Origin of the sequence: Rathayibacter sp. AY1B6 (assembly GCF_002932755.1) — a bacterium.
Taxonomy (GTDB): Bacteria; Actinomycetota; Actinomycetes; order Actinomycetales; family Microbacteriaceae; genus Rathayibacter.
Genome location: NZ_PSWL01000014.1, coordinates 1 through 21,523, shown reverse-complemented (window position 1 = coordinate 21,523; position 21,523 = coordinate 1). Strand labels below are relative to the sequence as shown.

Genomic DNA, 21,523 nt, shown 5'->3' with positions numbered 1-21,523 from the left:
AGCACCGGGAGGCGTCGCGTCAGGCCGCGGCGTCGGCGGGCGCGGGAGCGTACCGGGAGTGGACGACGAGCTCGCCGAGCAGCGTCGCGACGAGCGTGATGACGGCGGCGATCGCCAGGCCGAGCCAGAGCCCGACCAGCAGGGCGAGCGCGCCGACACCGGCACCCGCGGCGATCAGGACGATCGCGGCGGCGCGGCGGAACCAGGGCTGACCGGACCCTCCCGCCAGGCGCGAATCCGCGGCCAGGCCGGTGATCGTCGAGGTGACGACGACCGTCGTGACGTCCTTGACGGCGAGATGGCGGGCCGTCGCGGCCTGGAGGCCCATCGCCCCGCCCAGCACGCCGGTGACGGTGAAGGCGAGCGGCTCGGGGTGCTCGGGCACGACCGCGAGCACGATCGCCAGGGCGCCGAGCAGGATCCCGACCACCGCGAAGAGCCACGTCGAGCGGGAGGTCCAGCCCTTCTTCACCGGCCGCAGCACCCGGCCGCCGATCACGGCGCCGATCATGAAGGCGCCCAGCGCGATCAGGGGCCCGATCACGGGCAGGTCGGCCGCCCCGGAGAGGGCCATGCCGAGGATGACCACGTTGCCGGTCATGTTGCCGGCGAAGACGCGGTCGAGCCCGAGGTACCCGACGGCGTCGATGATGCCGGTCGAGAAGGTGAGGGCGAGCATGAGGCCGAGGGTGGCGCCCTCGGTGCGGGTGCGCAGGCGTCGGAGCACGGGGGTCCTGTCGTCGGGGGCGGGTCTGGAGAATCGTGGCACACGCGTGCACATGCTCGAAACACGGCGCGGTTAGGGTCGGACGGCGCGGACGGGCCGCGCGGGAGGCGGACGCGCATGCGGTGGACGGAGTGGGCGGTGCAGCCCGGTGAGGGAGTGCCGTCGGGGGTCAGTTACCTGCCGGCCGAGCCGGGGTCGGTGCTGTGGGGCCGCCTGCCGTGCGCGGCGGACGCGCCCGTGCTCACGGTCGACTCGGGGGCCGAGGTCGTCATCGACACGCTCAGCCACGAGGGAGTGCTGGAGGACCAGGGGCGCGATCCGGTCGCCTTCTTCGGCCGCCACGGGGTCGCTCCGGAGGGGGTGCTGCGCGACGCGGTCGCGCTCGCCGCCGACGGGCCCTTCCGCGACGGCGGGACGGACGGGCCGCACGTGGTCACGGGACCGATCGCGGTCCGGGGGGCGCTGCCGGGGGACCTTCTCCGGATGACCCTCCTCGAGGCCGAGCCGCGCGTGCCGTACGGAGTCGTCTCGAACCGGCACGGCCGCGGGGCGCTGCCGGGCGAGTACCCGCTGCAGGAGGGGCCGTTCAGCGTCTTCGCACGCGTCGACGAGGACGCGCAGGGCGGTCTCCGCGGCGTGATCCCGCTGGTGCCCGGAGGGACGCGAGCCGCCCGGTTCCCGCTCCGGCCGTTCCTCGGCATCATGGGCGTCGCCGTCGCAGGGGAGGAGCGCCCGCACTCGGTGCCGCCCGGTGCGCACGGGGGCAACATCGACATCGCACTGCTGACGGCGGGAACCAGCCTCTACCTTCCCGTGCAGGTCCCGGGCGCCCTCGCCTACGTCGGCGACCCCCACTTCGCGCAGGGCGACGGCGAGGTGGCGCTGACGGCGATGGAGGCGAGCCTGCGCGTCCGGGTGCGCCTGGACGTCGTCCCGCGCGCCGAGGCGCTCGCGGCGTTCGGGGAGCTGCTCGGGCCGATGGGGGAGACCGGCGAGTTCCTCGTGCCCACCGGGATGGACGAGGACCTGGACGTCGCCGTCCAGAAATGCGTCCGCGCCGCCATCGCGCTGCTGGCCGCCCGATACGGAATGGACCCGGCTCACGCCTACGCCTACCTCAGCGCGGCGACCGACTTCGACATCTCGCAGGTGGTCGACCTGGTGAAGGGCGTGCACGCCCGCGTCCGGACGGCCGACTTCAATGACTGACCCGCGGGTGACGACCCTCGAGGGCGACCTGCCGGACGGGCTGGTGGACGCGGTCCTCGCGTACGAGGCGGCGCTCGGGGCGGACGACGTCAGGGCGCTCGCCGACGCGTTCGTCGACGCGCCGACGACGCTCCGGGGCGACGCCTCCGGACTGCTCGTCGGTCACGCGGCGATCACCGGCTTCCGGGGCCGTCGCGGCGGGGCGCCGGTGCGACAGGTGATCGAGCTGCACGTGCGGGCGGTCGATCGGGACACGGCGCTCGTGGTGAGCGTGAACGCCCCGGCGCGCGGGGGGCGCGGGCTCGTGACGCAGCTGTGGTCGCGAACGGAGGACGGGATCTGGCGGGTGCGCGCCGCGCAGGTGCAGGCGCCCACTCCGCCGCTGGACCCCCGCGTCTGGCGGGCCGTGGGCGCGCCGCTGGTGCCGGCTGCCGGGTCCGGGCCGCTCGACGGACTGGACGTGGCGGTGAAGGACCTCTTCGCGATCGAGGGCCAGCGGATCGGCGCCGGCGTGCCGGCCCTGCTCGCCTCTGCGCCGATCGAGGCGGCGACCGCTCCGGCCGTCGCCCAGCTGCTCGCGGCGGGAGCGTCGGTGCGCGGGATCGCGCAGACCGACGAGTTCGCGTACAGCATCGCGGGCCGGAACTCCGGCTACGGGACGCCGCCGAATCCGGCGGTACCGGGGGCGATCCCGGGCGGTTCGTCGAGTGGACCGGCGACCGCGGTGTCCTTCGGGCAGGCGGCGGTCGGGCTCGCGACCGACACGGCGGGCTCGATCCGGGTGCCCGCCTCGTACCAGGGGCTGTGGGGGCTGAGGACGACCCACGGTGCGGTGCCTGTCGAGGGGCTGCTGCCGCTGGCGCCGAGCTTCGACACCGTCGGGTGGCTGACGCGGGACCTCGGCACGCTGCGGCGGGTGGCCGAGGTCTGCCTGCCGTCCGGCCCGCCGGTCCGGGGTCTCGCGGTGGCGCCTGCACTGCTGGGCGGAGTGGATGCGGCCGTCCGGGCGGCGTTCCGAGCGGCCGTCGAGGGGCTGAGTGCCGACGAGGTGGTGCTGCCCCCCGTGGCGGAGATGCTCGGGGCGTTCCGGCTGGTGCAGGCCGCCGAGGCGTGGCGGTCGAGCGGCTCGTGGGTCGCGGCGCATCCGGGAGTGCTGGCGGCGGATGTGCAGGCGCGCTTCGACGCGGCGTCGCTCGTCGACGAGCAGACGGAGGCGGCCGCGCGGGCGCGGGTCGCGGGGTTCCGGGAAGCGCTCGACCGCGCGCTCGAGCGGCGGGTGCTGCTCCTGCCGTCGGCGTCGTCGGTCGCGCCGGCCCTCGACGCGTCGGCCGAGGCGATCGACGCGGCGCGGACGGCGACGCTCGGCCTGACCTGCGTCGCCGGGATCGGCGGGTATCCGGCGCTGTCGGTGCCGCGCCTGAGCGTGGACGGCGCACCGGCGGGTCTCTGCCTGGTGGGACCGCGGGGGTCGGATCTCGCGCTGCTGGAGCTGGCCGGCACGCTCTGAGGGCGCGCTCTGAGGGCGGGTGAGGGGCATCCCGCCCGCAGGCACGCAGCATGCCCCGCGGTCAGAACGGGGGAGGCGCATCGCTGAAGCTCGGCCTGAGCGGCGGCCGCAAGGACGCAGGCGGATCGGGTGGACGGGTGACCACGCGGCGCCCCCCTGTGGAGGAGCGCTGCGCCGCCGGAGGGGTCCCGAGACCCCGACACGGCTCAGGAGGGTCCGCGGAGGACCGACGTCAGCGTGAGCAGGATCACGACGACGCCGACGACGACGAGGAGGGCGCCTCCCGCGGCCATCACGACGGGCGACTGCGTCCTCGGCCCGACCCTCTGCCCCCGCCGGCGCATCTGGTCACGGGCCCGCGCGGAGATCCACTCGCGCCGGCCGATGAACACCGCTCCGAAGACGATCGCGATCGGCGCCCAGACGAGAGCGACGATCTGGTCCTCGGTCACCGGCCGGCGACCGTTCCGTGCGGCGCTGTCCTCATGCCGACCAGTGTCCCGCGGACCTCCCGGGCGCGACCCGCCGCACCCCGTGAAACACCGGCGAAACGTCCGTCCCATAGGCTCTCCGAGTGAAACAGCTGTTTCTCTCCCGCACGCGAAGAGGTGGCCCCATGACCGCGCCCGCACCGTTCCTCCCCGTCGATCCGCCGCCGCGCCTGCTCATGGGCCCGGGCCCGATCAACGCCGATCCGCGCGTCCTGCGCGCGATGTCGGCGCAGCTCGTCGGGCAGTACGACCCGTTCATGACGGCGACGATGACCGAGACGCAGGAGCTGTACCGGCAGGTGTTCCGCACCCGCAACGAGAAGACGATGCTCGTCGACGGCACGAGCCGTGCCGGCATCGAGGCGGCCCTGGTCTCGATGCTGGAGCCGGGCGACCGCGTGCTCGTGCCGGTCTTCGGGCGGTTCGGGCACCTCCTCCGCGAGATCGCGGAGCGCTGCGGCGCGGAGGTGCACGTGATCGAGGCCGAGTGGGGGCAGGTCTTCCCCGTCTCGGCGATCGCGGAGGCCCTGGCCCGGGTGAAGCCGAAGATGCTGGCCGTGGTCCACGGCGACACGTCGACCACCATGGCGCAGCCGCTGGAGGAGCTCGGCGCCCTCTGCGAGAAGCACGGCGCCCTCTTCTACACCGACGTCACCGCCTCCCTCGCGGGCAACGCCTTCGCGACCGACGAGCTCGGGCTCGACGCGGTCACCGCGGGGCTCCAGAAGTGCCTGGGCGGCCCGTCCGGATCGGCGCCGGTCACCTTCTCGGAGAAGGCCGTCGCGGTGATCGAGTCGCGCAAGAGCATCGAGGCCGGGATCCGCGACGAGGGCGACGCCGTCAGCGCCCGCCGCGTCCGCTCCAACTACTTCGACCTCGGCATGGTCTTCGACTACTGGGGGCCGCGGCGCCTCAACCACCACACCGAGGCGACCACGATGCTCTACGGCGCGCGCGAGTGCGCCCGCATCGTCGTCGAGGAGGGCCTGGACGAGACGGTCGCCCGCCACGCGCTGCACGGCTCGGCGATGCTCGCCGGCGTCCGCGGCCTCGGCCTCGAGGTGTTCGGCGACGTCGGGCACAAGATGACGAACGTCGTCGCGGTGCACATCCCGCAGGGCGTGAACGGGGACGCGGTGCGCGGGGAGATGCTCTCCGACTTCGGCATCGAGATCGGAACGTCCTTCGGCCCGCTGCACGGGAAGGTCTGGCGCATCGGCACGATGGGCTACAACGCCCGGACGGACGCGGTGCTGACCACCCTGGCGGCGCTGGAGGCGGTGCTGCGCCGCGCGGGTGCCTCCGTGCCGGTGGGCGGCGGAGTCGCTGGAGCCTACGAGGTCTACGGGGCGGCACGGGCATGACCGGCACCACCACGGACCCCACCGCCACGGACCCCGCCGCCACGACCGCGGCCCCTCTCGCGACCGCCCTCGACGCCGCCGCGATCATGGCCCGCTGCGACGAGCTCGCCGCGGTCTCCTCCAGCCGCGACGGCATCGAGCGGGTCTACCTCTCGCCCGAGCACGCCCGGGTGAACGCGATGGCCGCGCGCTGGATGACCGAGGCCGGCATGCGCACCTGGCAGGACGCGGCCGGCAACCAGTGCGGCCGCTACGAGGGCGCCACTCCGGGACTCCCGGCGCTCCTGCTCGGCTCGCACCTCGACACCGTCCCCGACGCGGGCCGCTACGACGGGATCCTCGGCGTGATGCTCGCGATCGCCGTGGTCTCGCGCCTGCACGGGGCGGGCCGGCGCCTGCCGTTCGCCGTCGAGGTCGTCGCGTTCGGCGACGAGGAGGGCACCCGCTTCGGCACGGCGCTCCTCGGCTCCCGCGCCCTCGCAGGCACCTGGGACGAGCACTGGTGGGAGCTCGCGGACGCCGACGGGACGACGCTCGTCGAGGCGTTCCACGAGTTCGGGCTGGACCCCTCGCGCATCCGCACCGCCGCGCGCGACGCGCAGGACGTGCTCGCCTACCTCGAAGCGCACATCGAGCAGGGCCCCTACCTGGAGGAGGCGGACCGCGCCCTCGCCGTGGTCTCCTCGATCGCGGGCGCCCGCCGCTTCGCGCTCACCCTCACCGGCAAGGCCGGGCACGCGGGCGGAGTCCCGCTCGACCGCCGCCGCGACGCGCTCACCGGAGCGGCCGAGGCCGTGCTCGCGGTCGAGCGGATCGCGCGGGAGCAGGGCGTGATCGCCACCGTCGGCCGGCTCGAGACCTTCCCGGGCGCGGTCAACGTCATCCCGGGCCGGGTCGAGTTCAGCCTCGACCTCCGCGCCGAGACCGACGCCCAGCGCGACGCGGCGTGGGACGCCGTCGAGCACGCGATGTCGGAGTCGGCGTCGCGCCGCCGTCTCGCGCTGACCGTGGAGGAGACGCACTCGGCCCCCGCGGTCGTCGCCTCCTCGCGGCTCCAGGACGTCGTGCGCGCGGGCATCCGCGCGACCGGGGACGCGGAGCCGATGGTGCTGTTCTCCAAGGCCGGCCACGACGCGATGGCGGTCGCCGACCTCGCCGAGTACGCGATGCTCTTCCTCCGCTGCGAGGGCGGCGTCAGCCACCACCCGGACGAGAACGTGACGGAGGCCGACGTCGCGACGGCGCTCGACGCGTTCGAGGCGGCCGTCCTGGCGCTCGCCGACGGGACGCCGACCGCGTGACTCCCGCCCCCGCCCCCTCGACGAGCATCGGCCACCGCATCGATGCCGGCTACGCCGCGCTCTCGCGGCAGGAGCAGCGGGCGGCCGACTTCATCCTCGACCACCTCGGCGACCTGGCCGTCTACACGGCGACCGAGCTCGCCCAGCACAGCGGAGTGTCCAAGGCCACGGTCTCGCGGCTGTTCCGCCGCCTGGGGTTCTCGAATTCGCAGGAGGTGCGCGAGCACGCCCGGGCGCTCCGGTCCTCCGGTGTCCCGGTCGGTCCCGCGCAGGGGCAGGGGGATCCGCTCGCCGCGCACCTCGAGGGCGAGCGGGCGAACCTGGCCCGGCTGGCCTCCGCGTTCGGCGGCGGGCGGCTGGAGGAGGCGGTGCGGCTGATCGCGGGAGCGCGCGAGGTCGTCGTGATCGGACTGCGCAACAGCTACCCGGTGGCGCTGCACCTGCGCCAGCAGCTCGCGCAGGCGCGCGGACGCGTCCGGATCGCCCCGCAGCCCGGCCAGTCGCTCGGCGAGGAGCTCGAGGGCCTCGGAGCCGACGACGTCGTGGTGCTGGTCGGCTTCCGCCGCCGCCCCGCCTCCTTCGCCGCCCTGATCGGGACGCTCGCCGCGCGCGAGGTGCCCGTGGTGCTCCTCGCGGATCCGCCCGCTCGGCGCTACGCGGAGCACGCGGCGGTCTGGCTGGAGTGCCCGGTCGACAGCGGCACGGCGCTGGACAGCTACGCGGCGGCGATGAGCGCGGTCGCGCTCGTGGCCTCCGGAGTGCTCGGCGCGTCCCCGAGGGAGTCGCGCGAGCGGATCGCCGGGATCAGCACGGCCTACGCGGAGCTCGCGGAGCTGGAGGACCGGCCGTGAGCGAGGCCGCGGAGCTGATCCGCGCGCACGCGAAGGATCCCGTCGGGCAGGCCGACCCGACTCCGTCCCTCGGCCGGGCCGAGCTGATCACCCCCACCTGCGGCGACCGGATCGAGCTGCGCGTCGACGGCGGCGCGGAGCAGGTGCGCCTCGCCTGGAGCGGACGGGGGTGCGAGGTCTCCCGGGGATCCGCGTCGCTGCTCGTGGACGGTCTCGACGGGCTGCCGGCGTCGGCGGTGCGGGAGCGGACCGACGCGTTCCTCGCGGCGATGGCGCACCGGGAGGGCGCTCTCGCCGGCGAGGAGCAGGCGCTGCTCGCGGTGGCGGCCAACCCCGTCCGCTCGGTCTGCGCGACCCTGGCCTGGCGGGCGCTGGCCGCCGCTCTCGACGATGCGGGCCTGGTGTGAGCGGCTCAGTGCGGCCCGTCGCGGTCGGCTCCCGACCACAGGTCGCCGCACTCGACTCCGAGCGCGCCCCTCGCGCGCAGCAGGTCGCGCGCGCCGGAGTCGCCGTGCACGCCCTCGAGGAGCTCCGGCCAGTGGTCTCGTCCCAGCAGCACCGGATGACCGGGCCGACCGCGGAAGACCGCGCGGGCGAGCACGTCCGGCGCGACCGGCGCCTCCGCGAGCAGCCGCGCCCCCACGCTCGGCGGCTCCGCGGGCAGGTCGACCAGGGCGACCAGCGCGGCGACGCCCTCGGCGGCGGCGAGACCCGCGCGGAGCGACGCCGACAGGCCGGTCTCCCACTCCGCCGCGACGACCACGTCCGCGGACGGCGGCACCAGGAGGCGCGCCCGTCCGGCCTCCGCGCCCAGGACGACGAGCACCCGCCCGCAGCCGACCGCGCGGAGCCTCTCGACGGCCCGCTCCACCCAGGGCACTCCCCCCGCGTCGCGCCGCAGCGCCTTCGGGCCGCCCGCCCGGCGCCCCGCGCCCGCCGCGAGCACCAGCCCGACGAGGTCCCGACTCCCGACCAGATCCATCCGACCATCGTGCCGCAGGCCGAGCCCCTGCTCCGCCGGACGAAGGAGACCGCATGACCGACACCCGATCCGAGACCGCGCGCGACGTGCTGCTCGCGTGCCTCGCCGTCCCGCGCTGGGCCGACGAGGTCGCCTCCGGCGCGCCCTACCCGTCGGCCGACGCGCTGGCCGACGCGGCCGAGCGGGCCGCGCGCACGCTCACCGAGGAGGAGGTGGAGGCGGCGCTGGCCGACCACCCTCGGATCGGGGAGCGGCACGCGGGCGCGGGGCGCTCCTCCGCGTTCTCGGCCGCGGAGCAGGCGGCGAGCCGCACCGGCGACGAGGAGCTGACCCGGCGGCTGCTGGCCGGCAACCGCGCCTACGAGGAGCGGTTCGGGCGCGTGTTCCTCCTCCGCGCGGCCGGTCGCGGCCGGGCCGAGGTCGTCGCGGAGCTGGAGCGGAGGCTCGGGCTCGACGACGAGACGGAGGCGCGCATCGTCGCGGAGCAGCTGAGGGAGATCACGGTGCTGCGGGTCCGCGGGCTCGACGACGGGCGCCTGGTCCGGGTGGAGGCGGCACGATGAGCGGGCACGCCAGCCGCGTCACCACCCACGTGCTGGACGCCGTCCACGGCCGCCCCGCGCGCGGCGTCCCAGTGGCACTCGACGCCCGCGTCGGATCGGGCTGGGAGCGCCTCGCCGAGGCCCGCACCGACGACGACGGCCGCGTCGCGGCCTTCGGCCCGGAGCGGCTGGCGGCCGGGGTCCACCGGGTCGTCTTCGACACCGGCACCTGGTTCGCCGCCTCGGGCACCGAGACGTTCTACCCCGAGGTCGTCGTCGCGTTCCGCCTCGACGACGAGGACGCGCACTTCCACATCCCGCTCCTGCTCAGCCCCTTCGCCTACTCGACCTACCGGGGCAGCTGATGCAGCTCCAGGACGTCCTCGACGCGCCGCAGCTGCGGCTGCACGTGCTGGTCGCCGGCGACGGAGCGCTCGCGCGGCCGGTCGACGGCATCTTCACGACCGATCTCCTCGATCCGCGCCGCTACATCTCGCGCGACCAGCTGGTGCTGACCGGTCTGGTCTGGCGCCGGGACGCCCAGGACAGCGCGGCCTTCGTCGCCGCGGTCGCGGACTCCGGCGCCAGCGCTCTGCTCGCGGGCGAGGGGCTGCTGGGCTTCGTGCCGGACGACCTCGTCGTCGCCTGCCGCGCGCACGACGTCCCGCTGATCGCCGTGCCGGCCGACGTGTCGTTCGGAGCGATCACGGCGCACCTCTCGAACGCCCTCGCCGGCGACCGCGTGGCCCGGCTGACGGCCGCGCTCGCCCGCCAGCGGGAGCTGCTGACCGAGGTCTACCGGGGGCAGCGGCTCGACGAGCTCGTCGCGCGCACCTCCCGAGAGCTCGGACTCCCGGTGTCGGTGCTGACCGCCACCGGCCGGACCGCGGCCTCCGCCTCGCCCCTCGGGCTGGGCGAGATCGAGCGGGTCGTCCACGCGGCGCTCACGGCCCGGCGCAGCCCGGTCGTGGTCCCGGACGCCCGCGGCGGCGCGCTGTCGGTCCTCACCGTCGCCGGCGCGGGCGAGCACCGCGCCACCTCCTGGCTGGTCGTCGTCGGGGGCGACTGGAACGACTGGCCCGCCGCGGTCCTCGACGCCGTGACCGAGCTCGCCGGAGTCGTGGGGGTCTACCGGCTGCAGCGGGAGGCGGCGCTCTCGGCCGACTCCGCTCTCGCCGACCGCCTGCTCGAGCTCGTCGAGGAGGACAGCGAGCAGCCCGAGGCTGCGGTGTACCTGCGGCAGCTCGGACTCGGCGGCGCCGGGCGGTGCGCCGTGGTCGCCGCCGAGTTCGAGGGGGACGCGCCCCCGGACCTGGCGCGCCGGGTGCTGGTGGACGCCGCCGCGCACCTGGGTCGAGCCGTGGTCGGACGCGACGCCCAGGGCTGCGCGGTCGCGGTGCTGCCCACCGAGGCGACCGACGCGATCCCGACCGGCGCGGATCCGCTCGCCGTCGTCACCTCGGCGCTCCGTCGAGCGGGAGCCGCGTGGCCGGGCGCCGTGCTGCGCGTCGGGACGAGTGCTGCGACTCCGCTGCCCGCGCTCGGCGGCGCCCTGCGCTCGGCGCGCTACGGGATGCTGCTGCCGGGCTCTCCGGGCGACGACGCGCCCCTGCGGATCAGCGACTCCGGAGAGGTCACCTCCGCCGTGCAGCTGCTGAGCGCGGTCCCCGACCACCTGCGCTCGGTGTTCGTCGAGCTGGTGCTCGGGCGGCTGGTGGAGCACGACGCTCGGTACGGCTCGCAGCTGGTCGCTACGCTCGCCGCGTTCCTCGACTGCGGCGGCTCGTGGGTGCGCACGGCGGAGCAGACGCACCTGCACCTGAACACCGTGCGGTACCGCATCGCGCGGGTGGAGGAGCTGACGCAGCGGGACCTGTCCGACACGGCGGACCGCGCCGACCTGTTCCTGGCGCTGCGGCTGCGCTGACGGCCGGGTGCGCGCGGTCCGCACCGCGCCGCCCCGGCCGGCCCCGTCACTCCGGAGCCGCGATCCGCCTGCCCCGGACGTGCACCGCGGCGATCGCCGGTTCGCGCAGGGTCATCAGCAGGGCGAAGAGCAGCTGGGCCGTCGCCTCCTCCTCGTCGTCCGCGCGGATCCCGTGGGCGAGGACGTCGGCGAGCGGCTCCCACCGGTCGGGCTCGATGCGGAGGAAGTCGGCGTCCTTCCCGGGGTCGAGGCTGCCGAAGCGGTCCTCCTGGTCGAGTGCCCGCGCTCCGGCGAGCGTCGCCGTGAACAGGAGCTCGGCCGGATGCAGGGCGACGGCCGCGTCGCCGGGCTCCGAGAGGTGCACCTTGAAGGCGTCGTTCGCCACTCGCGCCAGCAGCCATTCGTCGCCCGCGCCCACGTCCGTGCCGAGAGCGACGGTGACTCCTGAGGCGACGGTCCGGCGCCAGGGCATGGTGCCGGAGCCGAGGAACTGCTGCGAGGTCGGGCAGTGGGCGATCGAGGTGCCGGTCTCCGCCATCCGGTGCAACTCCGCGTCCTGGCAGTGCACGGCGTGGGCGAGGATCGTGCGCGGCCCGAGGAGCGAGGAGCCGCCGCGCGCGGAGCCGGGCAGGAAGAGCCCGTCGTAGGTGTCGAGGTAGCTTCGGGTGCCGTACGAGCCGAGGACCGCGGCGATCTCCCCGTCCCCGGGCCGGTCGTTCTCGTTGAGGTGGCTGTGCACGTAGACGCCGAGCCCTCGGACGTCGTCGTAGAGGTCGCCGAGCGCACCGAGGGTCCGAGGAGTGACGGACAGCGAGAACCGCGGGACGAGTGCGACCTGCAGGAGCGGGTCCCTCCCGTGCCAGCGGGCGATCTCCTCCGACGCGAGCGTCAGCGCCTCGTCCTCCGACGTGATCAGGGGAGCCGCCGAGGCCGGCCCCGTGGTCTGGATGCCGCGCCCCGACACGATCCGCAGCCCCGCCTCGCGGGTGCGCTCGAAGAGGGCGTCCTGCGCCGCCGGGAACGCGGAGCCGAAGACCATCGCGGCGGTCGTGCCCGCAGCCACCCGCCGCCGGGTGAAGGCGCGCGCGACGACGTCGGCGAACTCCGGGTCGGCGAGCCGCGCCTCCGCCGGGAACACCGTCCGGTCGAGCCACTCGAGCAGCTGGCCGCCGCCGAAGCCGTCGGTCGAGAACGTCTGGGGGAAGTGCACGTGCGCGTCGACGAAGCCGGGCAGCAGGATCGACGCCGCGTCGCCGGAGACCGGCAGGAGCGCGTAGCGGCCCGGCAGCTCGCCGTACGGACCGACCCAGGCGATCGTGCCGTCGTCGTCCACCGCGAGTGCGCCGTCCGGGATCGACACCAGCGACTCCTGCGCGGTCTCGAGAGTCGCGCTCCCGGAGACGTGCAGGACGTGCCCCCGGTGGACGCCCCCGGCGCCGGTCACACCAGGCCCGTGTAGGCGGTCCAGGCGGATCCCGCGGGCGGCGCGTCGTCACGGGTGACGCTCGCCTGGATCAGCCCGTAGGGGCGGTCGTCGGCGTGGAAGACCTCGTTGTCGTTCTCGACGCCGAAGGGCGAGAGGTCGTAGACGAAGTGGTGCTTGTTCGGCGCGGAGAGCCGGATCTCGACGATCTGCGGGTACTCCTCCAGCACCGCCCTCCCCATCTCGAAGAGCGTCTGCTGGAGGGCGAGCGAGTGCACGGTCGCGAAGCGGCTGGTCATCAGCGCCTTGACGCCCGCGTAGACCGCCTCCCAGTCCATCGCCGCGATCTCGCCCTCGGTCAGGGCGAAGCGCCACTTCGCGACCAGCGACGTCGCCATCACCCGGTCGTTCGTCGGCTGGAGGACCGTGTAGGGGTCGGTGAGGAAGCCGTGGAACTCGCTCCCCGTGGACTTGAGGATCGTGAGGTCCTTGAAGCCGCCGGTGATCCAGATCCGCCGCTCGTCGCCCGAGCCCTCGACCGTCACCGACGCGATCCGCGTCTCCTGGCCCTTCCGGACCCAGGTGTGGTCGTGCTCGCGCCCGTCCACCAGCACGCGCTCCCAGGCGAACTCCTCGATCTCGATGCGGGCGCCGTGGACGGGCTCGTAGCCGTCGACGAAGTGGCGGGCGAGCTCGAGGCCGTAGGGCTCGATCGAGCGCAGGCCCTTCTCCTTCGCGAAGGCGTACGCGGTCTGCTTCTGCGTGTCCGTGGGCAGGACGGCCGACTGGTCGCCCTCGCGGTGCGCGGCCTCGAAGTCGCCGCGGAGGGCGGTGGAGACGTTGACGTCGTGGATCTCGTGCCGCGGGGTCTCGCGGTAGATCCGCACGACGCGGTTCTCGGCTTTCCCGTACTGGTGGTCCCCGAGGATGATCGACATGTCCGCTCCTGTCCGTTCCGTGCGGCCGGGCCGCGCGTGGTTCCCGTCCGGCTCGAGGCTCCTTCGAGCCCGTCCGCCAGCTTCGCGCCTGACGGACGCTCTGCGCATCGGCGGAGCGACCCGAGTCGCCGTCTCCGCGTCCCCGAGTCTTGTGCGATCCGCCCGCTCCGCGGCTCCGACCCGCCTCCGTTCACATACTGGAAATGTGCCGATGACACGGGGTCGCCGATGAGCGGCGGGCCTCCCCGAGGTGTCGTCGCCAGGGGTGCAGGGATCGGCGGTCGAGGTCAGGGGCGGGTGAGGAGGCGCCCGGCGGGCGGGACCGTCTCGGCGGTGACGCGGCGGCCGCCGACCCAGGTGGCGGCGACGGTGCCGCGGAGGACGCGGCCCTCGTAGGCCGAGACGGGGTTCCGGTGCGAGAGGGCGTCGACGTCCACGCGCCACTGCGCCTCCGGGTCGAAGGCGACCAGGTCGGCGTCGGAGCCCGCGTGCAGCAGCCCCTTCTGGCCGAGCCCGGCGAACGCGGCGGTCGCCGTGGACATCCAGGCGACGACCTGCTCGAGCGGGATGCCCCGCTCGCGGGCCCCGGTCCAGACCGCGCGGAAGCTCAGCTCGAGCCCGGAGATCCCGCCCCAGGCGATGCCGAAGTCGCCGCCCGCGGGGAGCTTCAGCTCGGCGGTGGCGGGGGAGTGGTCCGACGCGATGATGTCGATCGTCCCGTCGAGCAGCCCCTTCCAGAGCAGCTCGCGGTTGCGCTCGTCGCGGATCGGCGGGCAGCACTTGAACTGCGTGCCGCCGTCGGGGATCGAGCCGGCGTCGAAGGTGAGGTAGTGCGGGCAGGTCTCGGCGGTGATCGGCAGCCCCTCGGCCTTCGCCTCGCGCAGGAGCGGCAGTGCATCGGCGGAGGAGAGGTGCAGGATGTGCGCGCGGCAGCCGGTCTCGCGGACGGCCTCGATCACGTGCAGGATCGCGCTGCGCTCGGAGGCGGGCGGGCGGGAGTCGACGAATGCGCCGTAGGAGGCGCCGGGCTCCAGCGCGCTCGCCTCCAGCTCGGCCGGGTCCTCGGCGTGCACGATCAGCAGTCCGTCGAATCCGGCGATCTCGCGCATCGCCTCGACGAGCTGCTCCCGGCTCAAGTGCGGGAACTCGTCCACGCCGCTCGGTGAGAGGAAGCACTTGAAGCCGAAGACGCCCGCGTCGTGCAGCTCGCGCAGCGTGCCGAGGTTCGAGGGGATCGCCCCGCCCCAGAAGCCGACGTCCACCTGCGCCTGCGGCCCGGCCGCCGCGCGCTTGGCCTCGAGCCCCGCCACCGTGGTGGTCGGCGGGATCGAGTTCAGCGGCATGTCGATGATCGTGGTGACGCCCCCGGCAGCGGCCGCGCGGGTGGCGGAGGCGAAGCCCTCCCACTCCGTGCGGCCCGGCTCGTTGACGTGCACGTGGGTGTCGACGATCCCCGGGATCAGGACCTGGCCCTCGGGGAGGACGATCTCCTCCGTGGTGCGCCAGGGGGCGTCCCGCTCGCCGACCGCGACGATCAGGCCCTCGGCGATCGCGATGCTGGCCGGACGCCGGCCGTTCTCGGTCAGCACGTCGGAGGCGCGGATCACGAGGTCGAGGAAGGGAGCGTCGTCAGGCATGGATCGACCCTATACTCGGCATGTTTCCTGCGTGTGAGCGCCCGTCGGCGGCTCCGCTCGGCCGCGCTGCGGCTCCGGCGCCGTCGCCTCCCGTCCGTGCCGCAGCTGTGGCGCCGTCGCCCTCCGTCCCTGCCGCAGCCGTGGCGCCGTCGCCCTCCCTCCCCAACGCAGCCCCGGCGCCGTCGCCTCCCGTCCGAGAAGAGGAAGCCGTCGTGCTCGACATCGCCGCCGCCCTGCTCGATCGCGTCGAGGCGGGCGGGAGCGTCGCGGTCGTCACCGTGACCCACGTCTTCGGCTCGGCTCCGCGTGCCCTGGGCTCCTCCATGGCGGTCGACGCCGACGGGCACGCGATCGGCTCGATCTCGGGCGGTTGCGTGGAGGCGCAGGCGTACGCGCTGGCCCAGGAGGTGCTCGGCACCGCGGGCACCGCCGCCGAGCACTTCGGCTTCGACGACGAGGCCGCCTTCGCCGCGGGGCTCTCCTGCGGCGGTCAGCTGCGGGTGTTCGGCCAGGTGCTCGACTCCGGCTCCACGGCGGTGCTCGCCGAGCTGCGCGCCGCCCGCGCCGGCCGCTCGGCTGCGCTGGCGATCGTCGTCGGCGGTCCGGAGGAGCTGGTCGGCGTGGTCCTCACCGGAGCGACGCGCCTCCAGGACGTCGTCGGCCCGCACCTGGACGAGGACACCGCCCGTCGGATCCTCGCCGAGCGCGAGGCGCGCCTCGCCTCCGGTCGCTCGGCCACGGTCGAGACCGCCTGCCGGGGCGCGGAGCTGGAGGTCGCCTACGTCGTGCACGCCGAGCGGCCGCGCCTGCTGATCTTCGGCGCCGTCGACTTCTCCGCTGCGCTCTGCTCCGCCGGGTCCCTGCTCGGCTACCGCGTGACCGTCTGCGACGCACGTCCGGTGTTCGCGACCGCCGAGCGCTTCCCCGGCGCCGACGAGGTCGTCGTCGAGTGGCCGTCCGACCACCTCGCCCGCACCGAAGTGGACTCCCGCACGGTGATCGCGGTGCTCACCCACGACGAGAAGTTCGACATCCCGCTGCTCGAGACCGCGCTCGCGCTCCCGGTCGCCTACGTCGGCGCGATGGGATCGCGGCGCACCCACGAGCGGCGGCTGCGGCTGCTGCGCGAGGCGGGAGTGACGGAGGAGGCGCTCGCCCGCCTGCACTCGCCGATCGGCCTGGACATCGGGGCGTCGACTCCGGAGGAGACGGCCGTGTCGATCCTCGCGGAGGTCCTCGCCGCGCGCACGGGGACGTCGGGGGGGCCGCTCGCGGGGCGCTCGGGGCCGATCCACGCTGCGCGCTGAGCGGTGGCCCTGAGCGGTGGCTCTGAGCGGTCTGCAGGCCCCCGCGCGATCTGCAGGGGTGAGTGCCGTGTGCAGCGGTATGTGCGATTTGCAGGGGTATGTGCGATTTGCAGGGGATGCTGCTCGTTCTCGACCGATCGCGCGGAAGGATGGGCCTTGAGGCGCGCATCCCCTGCAAATCGCACGCGCCCGTCCTGCAGACGGCACTTCCTCCTGCGAATCGCACACTCCGCCCCTGCACACGGCGCACACTCCTGCAGATCGCACACCCTCCTGCGAATCGCACACTCCGGTCCTGTAGATCGCACGCGACCCTCCTGCGGATGGCAAAGCGTCCTGCAGATCGCACGCGGCCCTTCTGCGGATGGCACAGCGTCCTGCAGATCGCACGCGGCCCTCCTGCGGATGGCACAGCGTCCTGCAGATCGCACAGCCCCCTCCTGCGGATGGCACAGCATCCTGCGGATCGCACAGCATCCTGCAGATCGCACGCGCCCCCTCCTGCAGACGGCACGCGCTCCTGCAGATCGCGCGCCCCTGGGGTAACGGCCGCGAAACACCGCGGTGCCATGCTCAGGGCATGCAGCGCCACGTCCTCACCGGAGCCCATGTCGCCACCGTCGACGCGCACGGGACCGAGCACCCCGTCGGCCACGTCGTCGTCGACGACTCCCGCATCGTCGCGGTCGGAGCCGGCGACCCTCCGGCGTGGGCCCTCGACGGGCGCTCTCCCACCGGCGGGCCCGCTCACGAGCCGATCACGCTCACCCGGATCGACGGCCGCGGCCACCTCCTCACGCCCGGCCTCGTCAACACGCACCACCACCTCTACCAGTGGCTCACCCGCGGCTGGGCGCAGGACTCGATCCTCTTCGACTGGCTGGTCGCGCTCTACCCCGCGTGGTCCCGGATCGACGCCGATCTGACCCGCTCCGCCGCCCTCGGCGCGATGGGCGTCCTCGCCCGGTCCGGCTGCAGCACCGTCGCCGACCACCACTACGTCTTCCCGCGGGGCTCCGGCGACATCGTCGGCGGCATCGTGGACGCGGCCGCCACCCTCGGGCTCCGGCTGCACGCGACCCGCGGGTCGATGGACCTCGGCGAGTCGAGGGGCGGCCTCCCGCCGGACTTCGCCGTCGAGACCACCGCTGCCGCGCTGCAGGCGAGCGGAGAGGCGGTCCAGCGGTACCACGACGCCTCCGCCGACGCGATGGTGCGGGTCGCGATCGCACCGTGCTCGCCCTTCTCGGTGACCACCGACCTGCTGCGGGAGTCGGCCGTCCTCGCCCGTCAGCTCGGGGTCCGGCTGCACACCCACGGCTCCGAGACCGTGGAGGAGGACGCCTACACGCGGGAGGCGTTCGGCCTCTCGCCCACCGACCACCTGGAGTCGCTCGGCTGGCTCGGCGACGACGTCTGGATGGCGCACTGCGTCCACCTCGATTCCGATGCGATCGCGAAGTTCGCGGCCACGGGCACCGGAGTCGCTCACTGCCCGTCCTCGAACGGCCGGCTCGCGGCGGGCATCGCGCCGATCCCGCAGCTGTTGGCCGCGGGAGCACCGGTCGGCCTCGGCGTGGACGGCGCGGCGTCGAACGAGTCGGGGCAGCTCGGCTCCGAGATCCGCGCCGCGGTGCTGATGAACCGCCTGCGCGCCGGCGCCGACCGGATGAGCGCCCGCCAGGCCCTCTCGGTCGCCACGATCGGCGGGGCGCGGGTCCTGGGCCGTCAGGACGAGATCGGCTCGATCGAGGTGGGCAAGCTCGCCGATCTCGCCCTCTGGCGGATCGACGGGATCGAGCACGCGGGCATCGCGGATCCGGTCGCGGCGCTGGCGCTCGGTGCGCAGCCCCCGCTGAGCCTGCTCCTGGTGCAGGGCCGCCCGACGGTGCGGGAGGGCCGGCTGGTGAACGCGGACGAGGACGCGATCGCCCGCGAGGTGGCCCGGGCGAGCGCGGAGCTCGCGTCGCGTGTCTGAGCGGCGGATCACAGCAGGCGGGCCTCACGGGGTCGCGCCGCGCATCCGATTCGTCGCCCTCAGCCGCGAGGCGACCCCGCCTCGACGGTCGCGACCGGTGCCGCATCCGGATGGAGGAGCCGCCAGACGCGGTCGCGGGACAGCGGCAGCTCGGTCGGCCGCACGCCGATCGCGTCGCGGACGGCGTTGGCGAGCGCGGGGGCGACCGGGTTGTAGGGCGCCTCGCTCATCGACTTCGCTCCGAACGGTCCGAGGTCGTCGGCCGTGTCCGCGAAGTAGACCTCGGTCTCGGGCACGTCCGCCATCTGCGGGATGTGGTAGTTCCGCAGGATGGCCGTGGTGACGGTGCCCTCGCCGTCGAGGATCACCTCCTCGTAGAGCGCCGAGCCGATCGCCTGCGCCACTCCGCCCTCGACCTGCCCGCGGCACTGCGCGGGATTGATCACGAAGCCGGCGTCGGCCGCCTGCACCGACTGCAGGATGCGGACCTCGCCCGTCGGCTCGTGCACCGCGACGCGGAAGCCCTGGACGTTGAACGCGAGCGAGCGCTGAGCCCCGTCCTCGGTGCCGGTCGCCGTGACGGGCCCGCCTGCGGCGCGCACCAGGTCGGCGAATCCGACGCGGGTGCCATCGGGGGCGAGCAGGCCCTCGTCGTCGGGCTCGAAGGTCTCGTCGTGCCCGGTCAGCCGCTTGGCGAGCGCCTGCAGGTCGGCCAGGAGGCGCGTCGCGGCCGAGTACACGGCCTTTCCCGCGACGACCGTTCCCGCGCTGCCGAACGCTCCGGTGTCGTAGCGCGCCGCGTCCGTGTCGGACTGCCGGATGCGCACGCGGTCGGCGGAGGCGCGGAAGGCGCTCGCCACCAGCTGCGTGTGCACGGTGGTCGTCCCGTTGCCGAACTCGGCCGTGCCGACGCCGATGGTCAGCACTCCCTCGGCGTCGACGGTGACGGTCGCCTCCGAGAAGTGGCCCCTCGGAGGGATGGTGGCGATCATCGCCAGTGCGGTGCCCTGCCCCGTCCGCCACCCCGGTCCGTCGGGGGCGGGGGAGCCGCCGCCGCCGGCCAGAGCCGCCTCGGTGAGGTCGAGGCACTGGTCGAGCCCGTAGGAGGCGAAGCCGATGTCGTCGCCCTCGACGTGCGTGACCACCAGCGGCTCGCCGGGGCGCACCGCGTTGATCCGCCGCAGCTCGAACGGGTCGATCCCGAGCTCACGGGCCAGATCGTCCATCGCCGACTCGATGCCGAAGATCACCTGCCCGAGCCCGTAGCCGCGGAACGCCCCCGAGGGGAGGTTGTTCGTGTAGACGGCCTGCGCGTCGACGCGCTTGCTGGGCGCGCTGTAGACGGCGACCGACTCGGAGGTGCCGTGGAACATCACGCCCGGTCCGTGGTTGCCGTAGGCGCCGGTGTCCGAGAGCACGTCCACGGCGAGGGCGGTCAGCCGTCCGTCGCGCCGGGCGCCGAGCGTGACGCCGACCCGCATCGGGTGTCGGCAGGGGGCCATCGTGAACTCGTCGCTCCGGGTGAACTCGAACTGCACAGGCCGACCGGTGGCTAGTACGGCGAGGGCGACGACGTCCTCCGTCAGGATCTCCTGCTTGCCGCCGAAGCCGCCGCCCACCCGTGCCGTGAAGACGCGGACGGTCGACGGATCGCGGTCGAACAGGCGTGCGATCTCGTCGCGCACGAGGAAGGGCACCTGCGTCGAGGTCCGCAGCACCAGCTCTCCGCCCTCCATCCAGCCGATGGTCCCGTGAGTCTCCAGCGCCGTGTGCGCGACGCGGGAGGTCGAGTAGCGGCCCTCGACGACCACGTCGGCCTCCGCGAGTCCGGCGGCCACGTCCCCGTACTCGCCGTGGAGCTCCGCGACGACGTTCGCCTCCGGCCGGGCGATGCGCGAGGCGATCGGGTCCTTGTCGGCGTGCAGGAGCGGCGCACCGGGGGAGCGCGCCTCCTCCGGGTCGAAGACGGCGGGCAGCACCTCGTAGTCGATCTCGACGGCGCGGCAGGCCGCCTCCGCCTCGGCCACCGACTCCGCGACCACCACGGCGACACGCTGCCCGCGGAACCGGACGACCGTGTCGAGCATGCGGGTGTCGTCCGGGTCGTCGAGCCGGGACTCGTGGCGGGCGGTGGAGTAGAGGACGTCCGGAACGTCCTCGGCGGTCAGGACCGCGACGACGCCCGGCATCGCGCGGGCGGTGGTCGTGTCGATCGAGCGGAGGCGCGCGTGGGCGTGCGGGCTCTGGACGACCTTCAGGTGCAGCAGGCCGGGCACGGCGACGTCGAGGGTGAACGGCTCGCGGCCCTGGACGATCCGGCGGCCGGCGGGCGCGCCGAGCGAGCGGCCGACCCGCGACTCCTCGGCCGACGGGCGACCCGTGCGGCGGACGGGCGTGAGACCCGACGGCGGGGCCGCATGCCGCCCGTGACCCGGCGCCTCTCCGCGGTCGGAACCGGACGGCCCGGCCGCGTGCGCGCCGTGCCCGGACGCGCAGGCGCCCGTCACGGCCTCGCGGATGGGACGGTAGCCCGTGCACCGGCAGAGATTGCCCTTCATCAGCCGCGGCACGTCCTCGGCGCAGACTCCGTCGAGCGCCGTGGCCGTGACCACCATGCCGGCCGTGCAGAAGCCGCACTGGAACGCGCCGGCCTCGACGAACGCCTCCTGCACCGCGCTCGGCTCCTCACCCGTGCCGAGGCCGGCCGCAGTCGTCACCTCGCGCCCTTCGACGCGGTGGGCGGGGTAGAGGCAGGAGTGGAACGGCGTCCCGTCGACCAGGACGGAGCAGGCGCCGCAGTCGCCGGCGTCGCACCCCTTCTTCACCTCGAAGTGCTCGTGATCGCGGAGGAGGGTGCGCAGCACCTGGCCCGGGCGGGGGGAGGCGTCGACCGGCTCCCCGTTGACGGTGAACCTCATCGGGCACCTCCGGTCAGCTCGGCGCGGATCTCCTCGGCGAGCACGCGGACGACGGCGTGGCGCCAGTCGGCGGCTCCGTGCGGGTCGGTGAACCAGGTCGCGACGCCGTCGACGGCCGCGGCGAGCTCGGCGGCGGACGGGGCGGTGGCGAAGCGGAGCAGCTCCGGCCGGACGGTCGCCGCGGAGATCGTGAGGACGAACGCGCCGTCGGTGTCGAGGCGGCCGATGACGACGGCGCCGGAGCGTCCGAGAGGCGAGAGCGCCGTCTTGCGGAACGCGGTGCGCGCCTGGAGGGAGGAGAGCGGGAACTCGATCGAGCGGATCACGTCGTCCCGGGCGAGCGTGGTGGTCATGTTGCCGGTCACGAGCTCGGCGACCGGCACGGAGACGTCCGAGCCGTCGGCCCGCCAGACGAGCGCAG

At 74.6% G+C, this 21,523-nt stretch carries 18 protein-coding genes and 1 pseudogene; 11 read left to right on the top strand and 8 right to left on the bottom strand.

Annotation, left to right across the window (positions count from 1 at the left end):
• Positions 1 to 19: 19 nt before the first annotated feature.
• On the bottom strand, positions 20 to 727 hold the full coding sequence (locus C5D08_RS09115) for a YoaK family protein (protein ID WP_308471630.1): 708 nt from the start codon (positions 725 to 727) through the stop codon (positions 20 to 22).
• 117 nt (positions 728 to 844) lie between these two features.
• Between C5D08_RS09115 and C5D08_RS09110 the strand changes: the two genes are divergently transcribed.
• On the top strand, positions 845 to 1,936 hold the full coding sequence (locus C5D08_RS09110; RefSeq protein ID WP_104276774.1) for an acetamidase/formamidase family protein: 1,092 nt from the start codon (positions 845 to 847) through the stop codon (positions 1,934 to 1,936).
• Positions 1,929 to 3,443: an AtzH-like domain-containing protein gene (locus C5D08_RS09105; protein ID WP_104276773.1), complete on the top strand. Its 1,515-nt coding sequence runs from the start codon at positions 1,929 to 1,931 to the stop codon at positions 3,441 to 3,443. The genes C5D08_RS09110 and C5D08_RS09105 overlap by 8 nt, the downstream gene beginning before the upstream one ends.
• 206 nt (positions 3,444 to 3,649) lie before the next feature.
• On the opposite strand, the gene C5D08_RS09100 is transcribed toward C5D08_RS09105, so the two are convergent.
• The gene (locus C5D08_RS09100; protein WP_104276772.1) at positions 3,650 to 3,895 is read right to left on the bottom strand and encodes a hypothetical protein; all 246 of its coding nucleotides are present in this window, start codon (positions 3,893 to 3,895) and stop codon (positions 3,650 to 3,652) included.
• A 164-nt stretch (positions 3,896 to 4,059) separates the two neighbouring features.
• On the opposite strand from C5D08_RS09100, the gene C5D08_RS09095 reads away from it, so the two are divergent.
• From C5D08_RS09095 to C5D08_RS09080, 4 genes are read left to right on the top strand one after another with little or no spacing between them, the layout of a single operon-like run.
• Positions 4,060 to 5,298, top strand: a complete 1,239-nt coding sequence (locus C5D08_RS09095) for an alanine--glyoxylate aminotransferase family protein (RefSeq protein ID WP_258067372.1) — start codon at positions 4,060 to 4,062, stop codon at positions 5,296 to 5,298.
• Positions 5,295 to 6,599 (top strand): allantoate amidohydrolase, encoded by a 1,305-nt coding sequence (locus tag C5D08_RS09090; RefSeq protein ID WP_104276771.1) that lies wholly within the window; start codon positions 5,295 to 5,297, stop codon positions 6,597 to 6,599. Before C5D08_RS09095 ends, C5D08_RS09090 begins: the two co-directional genes overlap by 4 nt.
• Entirely contained in the window at positions 6,596 to 7,450 is an 855-nt protein-coding gene (locus C5D08_RS09085; protein WP_219815166.1) for a MurR/RpiR family transcriptional regulator, read from the top strand. The genes C5D08_RS09090 and C5D08_RS09085 overlap by 4 nt, the downstream gene beginning before the upstream one ends.
• On the top strand, positions 7,447 to 7,857 hold the full coding sequence (locus C5D08_RS09080) for an iron-sulfur cluster assembly scaffold protein (RefSeq protein ID WP_104276770.1): 411 nt from the start codon (positions 7,447 to 7,449) through the stop codon (positions 7,855 to 7,857). The genes C5D08_RS09085 and C5D08_RS09080 overlap by 4 nt, the downstream gene beginning before the upstream one ends.
• A 5-nt stretch (positions 7,858 to 7,862) precedes the next feature.
• On the opposite strand, the gene C5D08_RS09075 is transcribed toward C5D08_RS09080, so the two are convergent.
• Entirely contained in the window at positions 7,863 to 8,432 is a 570-nt protein-coding gene (locus tag C5D08_RS09075) for an NTP transferase domain-containing protein (RefSeq protein ID WP_104276769.1), read from the bottom strand.
• 53 nt (positions 8,433 to 8,485) lie between these two features.
• Between C5D08_RS09075 and uraD the strand changes: the two genes are divergently transcribed.
• From uraD to C5D08_RS09060, 3 genes are read left to right on the top strand one after another with little or no spacing between them, the layout of a single operon-like run.
• The gene (gene uraD / locus C5D08_RS09070) at positions 8,486 to 8,995 is read left to right on the top strand and encodes a 2-oxo-4-hydroxy-4-carboxy-5-ureidoimidazoline decarboxylase (RefSeq protein ID WP_104276768.1); all 510 of its coding nucleotides are present in this window, start codon (positions 8,486 to 8,488) and stop codon (positions 8,993 to 8,995) included.
• Entirely contained in the window at positions 8,992 to 9,339 is a 348-nt protein-coding gene (gene uraH / locus C5D08_RS09065) for a hydroxyisourate hydrolase (protein WP_104276767.1), read from the top strand. Before uraD ends, uraH begins: the two co-directional genes overlap by 4 nt.
• Positions 9,339 to 10,901, top strand: a complete 1,563-nt coding sequence (locus tag C5D08_RS09060) for a PucR family transcriptional regulator (protein WP_104276766.1) — start codon at positions 9,339 to 9,341, stop codon at positions 10,899 to 10,901. The genes uraH and C5D08_RS09060 overlap by 1 nt, the downstream gene beginning before the upstream one ends.
• A gap of 46 nt (positions 10,902 to 10,947) precedes the next feature.
• Here C5D08_RS09060 and C5D08_RS09055 read toward each other — a convergent pair whose 3' ends face one another.
• The 3 genes from C5D08_RS09055 to allB form a co-directional block, all read right to left on the bottom strand.
• Positions 10,948 to 12,345: an amidohydrolase family protein gene (locus tag C5D08_RS09055; RefSeq protein ID WP_104276765.1), complete on the bottom strand. Its 1,398-nt coding sequence runs from the start codon at positions 12,343 to 12,345 to the stop codon at positions 10,948 to 10,950.
• Positions 12,342 to 13,262, bottom strand: a complete 921-nt coding sequence (gene pucL, locus C5D08_RS09050) for a factor-independent urate hydroxylase (protein ID WP_104276764.1) — start codon at positions 13,260 to 13,262, stop codon at positions 12,342 to 12,344. The genes C5D08_RS09055 and pucL overlap by 4 nt, the downstream gene beginning before the upstream one ends.
• A gap of 287 nt (positions 13,263 to 13,549) precedes the next feature.
• Positions 13,550 to 14,899, bottom strand: coding sequence for an allantoinase AllB (gene allB, locus C5D08_RS09045; protein ID WP_104276763.1), 1,350 nt, complete (start codon positions 14,897 to 14,899; stop codon positions 13,550 to 13,552).
• Between the two features lie 212 nt (positions 14,900 to 15,111).
• On the opposite strand from allB, the gene C5D08_RS09040 reads away from it, so the two are divergent.
• Together C5D08_RS09040 and C5D08_RS09035 are read left to right on the top strand one after the other, a co-directional pair.
• Positions 15,112 to 16,206, top strand: a complete 1,095-nt coding sequence (locus tag C5D08_RS09040; RefSeq protein WP_258067371.1) for an XdhC family protein — start codon at positions 15,112 to 15,114, stop codon at positions 16,204 to 16,206.
• A 580-nt stretch (positions 16,207 to 16,786) separates the two neighbouring features.
• Positions 16,787 to 18,184 carry an 8-oxoguanine deaminase gene (locus C5D08_RS09035; protein WP_104276761.1) on the top strand — a complete coding sequence of 466 codons (1,398 nt, stop codon included), beginning with the start codon at positions 16,787 to 16,789 and terminating at the stop codon, positions 18,182 to 18,184.
• 59 nt (positions 18,185 to 18,243) lie between these two features.
• Here C5D08_RS09035 and C5D08_RS09030 read toward each other — a convergent pair whose 3' ends face one another.
• Together C5D08_RS09030 and C5D08_RS17000 are read right to left on the bottom strand one after the other, a co-directional pair.
• Positions 18,244 to 21,102 (bottom strand): molybdopterin cofactor-binding domain-containing protein, encoded by a 2,859-nt coding sequence (locus tag C5D08_RS09030; protein WP_104276760.1) that lies wholly within the window; start codon positions 21,100 to 21,102, stop codon positions 18,244 to 18,246.
• A pseudogene (locus C5D08_RS17000) lies at positions 21,099 to 21,523 on the bottom strand (FAD-binding molybdopterin dehydrogenase); the annotation flags it as partial. The pseudogene C5D08_RS17000 and the gene C5D08_RS09030, both read right to left, overlap by 4 nt.